Genomic DNA, 3545 nt, shown 5'->3' on the forward strand with positions numbered 1-3545 from the left:
GGGGGTGGTGCCCGTTTCTCGGGAACCGCACAGTGGACGCGGAGCAGATGATTGTCAAACAGTGTTTGAGTGTGTGTGAAGTTGTTGGCTTATTAGTACCGGTCAGCTCCGACAGTCGTTAGTCCTGTCTTCCACATCCGGCCTATCTACCCAGTGGTCTAGCTGGGTGCCTTCACCCCACGAGGGGGATGGAAACCTCATCTTGAAGCAGGCTTCCCGCTTAGATGCTTTCAGCGGTTATCCCTTCCGAACGTAGCTAACCAGCCGTGCTCCTGGCGGAACAACTGGCACACCAGAGGTTCGTCCGTCCCGGTCCTCTCGTACTAGGGACAGCCCTTCTCAAGTTTCCTGCGCGCGCAGCGGATAGGGACCGAACTGTCTCACGACGTTCTAAACCCAGCTCGCGTACCGCTTTAATGGGCGAACAGCCCAACCCTTGGGACCTACTCCAGCCCCAGGATGCGACGAGCCGACATCGAGGTGCCAAACCATGCCGTCGATATGGACTCTTGGGCAAGATCAGCCTGTTATCCCCGGGGTACCTTTTATCCGTTGAGCGACGGCGCTTCCACAAGCCACCGCCGGATCACTAGTTCCGACTTTCGTCCCTGCTCGACCTGTCGGTCTCACAGTCAAGCTCCCTTGTGCACTTGCACTCGACACCTGATTGCCAACCAGGCTGAGGGAACCTTTGAGCGCCTCCGTTACATTTTGGGAGGCAACCGCCCCAGTTAAACTACCCACCAGGCACTGTCCCTGATCCGGATCACGGACCGAGGTTAGATGGTCGATGCGGCCAGAGTGGTATTTCAACGTTGACTCCACCCGACCTGGCGGCCGGGTTTCATAGTCTCCCACCTATCCTACACAAGCCGCACCGAACACCAATACCAAGCTATAGTAAAGGTCCCGGGGTCTTTCCGTCCTGCTGCGCGTAACGAGCATCTTTACTCGTAGTGCAATTTCGCCGAGCTCGCGGTTGAGACAGCGGAGAAGTCGTTACGCCATTCGTGCAGGTCGGAACTTACCCGACAAGGAATTTCGCTACCTTAGGATGGTTATAGTTACCACCGCCGTTTACTGGGGCTTAAATTCTGGGCTTCACCGAAGTTGACCCGTCCTCTTAACCTTCCAGCACCGGGCAGGCGTCAGTCCGTATACATCGTCTTGCGACTTCGCACGGACCTGTGTTTTTAGTAAACAGTCGCTTCTCCCTGGTCTCTGCGGCCCTCCCCGCCTCCCCGGAGCAAGTCCGGTTCACGGTTCGGGCCCCCCTTCTCCCGAAGTTACGGGGGCATTTTGCCGAGTTCCTTAACCACGATTCGCTCGATCGCCTTGGTATTCTCTACCTGACCACCTGAGTCGGTTTGGGGTACGGGCGGCTAGAACCTCGCGTCGAGGCTTTTCTTGGCAGCAGAGGATCACCCGATTCCCGCATACGCGGTCACTATCAGTTCTCACCCTATGTGCTTCGCGGATTTGCCTACGAAGCGGGCTACAACCTTGGACGTGGACTACCATCGCCACGCCGGGCTACCTTCCTGCGTCACCCCTGTTAACACGCTTACCTACTACCGGTTCGGGTCCCACGCCGCCCCACCGGTGGAATCCCGAAGGACCCCGATTGGTGGATTGGGATGGTTAGCATCACCGGGCTCGGTATGGGCGGTTCTTCGCCGGTAGGAGAATATCAACTCCTTGTCCATCGACTACGCCTGTCGGCCTCGCCTTAGGTCCCGACTTACCCAGGGCGGATTAACCTGGCCCTGGAACCCTTGGTCATTCGGCGGACGGGTTTCTCACCCGTCATTCGCTACTCATGCCTGCATTCTCACTCGTGTAGGCTCCACCACTAGGTCACCCTGCAGCTTCACTGCCCACACGACGCTCCCCTACCCACCCACACACCTGAACACCGATCAAGTCGGTGCTGGGTTCACGTGTGAGTGCCACGGCTTCGGCGGTGTACTTGAGCCCCGCTACATTGTCGGCGCGGAATCACTTGACCAGTGAGCTATTACGCACTCTTTCAAGGGTGGCTGCTTCTAAGCCAACCTCCTGGTTGTCTGTGCAACTCCACATCCTTTCCCACTGAGCACACGCTTAGGGGCCTTAGCCGATGATCTGGGCTGTTTCCCTCTCGACTACGAAGCTTATCCCCCGCAGTCTCACTGCCACGCTATGTCTTACCGGCATTCGGAGTTTGGCTGACGTCAGTAACCTGGTAGGGCCCATCGGCCATCCAGTAGCTCTACCTCCGGCAAGAAACACGTGACGCTGCACCTAAATGCATTTCGGGGAGAACCAGCTATCACGAAGTTTGATTGGCCTTTCACCCCTAACCACAGGTCATCCCCTCAGTTTTCAACCTAAGTGGGTTCGGTCCTCCACGCCGTCTTACCGGCGCTTCAACCTGCCCATGGCTAGATCACTTCGCTTCGGGTCTAGACCCGGCGACTATAACGCCCTATTCGGACTCGCTTTCGCTACGGCTTCCCCACACGGGTTAACCTCGCCACCGAGCACTAACTCGCAGGCTCATTCTTCAAAAGGCACGCCGTCACCCCTGCAATGGAGGCTCCGACGGATTGTAGGCACACGGTTTCAGGTACTATTTCACTCCCCTCCCGGGGTACTTTTCACCTTTCCCTCACGGTACTGGTCCGCTATCGGTCACTAGGTAGTATTTAGGCTTAGCAAGTGGTCTTGCCAGATTCACACGAGATTTCACGGGCCCCGTGCTACTTGGGATCCCCTCAACCAGGCCGCACCATTTCGTCTACGGGACTCACACCCACTACGGTCCGCCTTTCAATGCGGTTCGACTATGACACGACTTTCTCACTGGCTACCAGACTGTCAGATCTGGTCAGAAGGTCCCACAACCCCGCATGTGCAACGCCTGACAGCTTGACACACACACGGTTTGGCCTCATCCGCTTTCGCTCGCCACTACTCACGGAATATCTCTTCCTGTCGGTACTGAGATGTTTCACTTCCCGACGTTCCCCCCTACACCCTATGTATTCAGATGCAGGTGACCCAACATGACTTGGGCCGGGTTCCCCCATTCGGACACCCTCGGATCACAGCTCGTTTGCCAACTCCCCGAGGCTTATCGCAGGCTACCACGTCCTTCTTCGGCTCCTAGTGCCAAGGCATCCACCCTGTGCCCTTAAAAACTTCGACACACTACAATATTTCACAGAGATCAGAAAACCAGTCCAAGAACAACCCCCACAAAGAGGATCATCTCGACCAGTACTGAACATCTGGGATGCTCGCGTCCACTGTGCAGTTCTCAAGCAACGGACGACCCGCAGACACCCGGCACGCCTACCCCCCTCCAACCGAAGAGGAACGGTTCACACCAGCCCACGACCCGTATCCATCAAGACCACCAACCCCCAGACAGCCACCCCCACGAGACCAACCCCGCGAGAACACCCACCCAGGCAAGCCGATTGCCTCAGGACCCAACAGTGTGCTTGCGAACCAGACCAACCCCCACCACCAACGTTCCCCCACCCGACCCCGAAGAGCCT

General features: G+C 57.3%; 1 rRNA gene. It reads right to left on the reverse strand.

Going from position 1 to position 3545, the window contains the following annotated elements:
• Nucleotides 1-72: 72 nt before the first annotated feature.
• Nucleotides 73-3190 (reverse strand): 23S ribosomal RNA (locus ACQP60_RS20860).
• Nucleotides 3191-3545: the final 355 nt, after the last annotated feature.

The sequence above is a fragment of the Isoptericola variabilis genome (genome assembly GCF_050311655.1).
Taxonomy (GTDB): domain Bacteria; phylum Actinomycetota; class Actinomycetes; order Actinomycetales; family Cellulomonadaceae; genus Isoptericola; species Isoptericola variabilis.